At 59.9% G+C, this 825-nt stretch carries 1 CRISPR repeat array.

The annotated features are described in order from the left end of the window. Position 1 precedes the first annotated feature (1 nt). Positions 2-824: a CRISPR direct-repeat array (repeat unit 29 nt; unit sequence GGAAATACCTCCGCACGCGCGGAGAAGAG). Position 825: the final 1 nt, after the last annotated feature.

Here is an 825-nt window from a genome sequence, read left to right as displayed (position 1 = left end):
GGGAAATACCTCCGCACGCGCGGAGAAGAGCGACTAACGGTGATACCTCCCAATTCGTAATTGGAAATACCTCCGCACGCGCGGAGAAGAGCGATGGAGGCTGTGGGTATGGCTGTCACGCGACGGAAATACCTCCGCACGCGCGGAGAAGAGCCGGGAACGACCCAACAGTAGGAATCTCCCCGGGAAATACCTCCGCACGCGCGGAGAAGAGTCGTTCCCTTTGCCACCGGCGTCATGGACCAAGGAAATACCTCCGTACGCGCGGAGAAGAGGTCACCGTGAACGTGTCCACCCCGTCCATCTGGGAAATACCTCCGCACGCGCGGAGAAGAGGAAATCGTGCGACCAAGCTTCTCACCTGGATCGGAAATACCTCCGCACGCGCGGAGAAGAGAGCGTGGATCCGGTGCCTGCGCCTCCGTCATCGGAAATACCTCCGCACGCGCGGAGAAGAGGCCATGCGGTCGTTGGTCTGGGACTGGGATGGGGAAATACCTCCGCACGCGCGGAGAAGAGTAGAACCTAACAGCCCTACGCGTGTAGATAACGGAAATACCTCCGCACGCGCGGAGAAGAGATCTTGCCCGCCGTGACAGCATTAGCAACGATGGAAATACCTCCGCACGCGCGGAGAAGAGAGATCCGGAACTTCCGATCCGGCCTCCACCACGGAAATCCCTCCGCACGCGCGGAGAAGAGCCGTTAGCGTCCAACATGCCCCAACGGAACCGGGAAATACCTCCGCACGCGCGGAGAAGAGACAGAGTGATCAGTTTCCAGAACAATGACGGTGGAAATACCTCCGCACGCGCGGAGAAGAGC

Origin of the sequence: Corynebacterium sp. HMSC072G08, from assembly GCF_001809185.1 — a bacterium.
Lineage (GTDB): Bacteria > Actinomycetota > Actinomycetes > Mycobacteriales > Mycobacteriaceae > Corynebacterium > Corynebacterium phoceense.
Note: the sequence above shows the minus strand (reverse complement) of the source record. Positions and strands in the feature narration are given on the sequence as shown.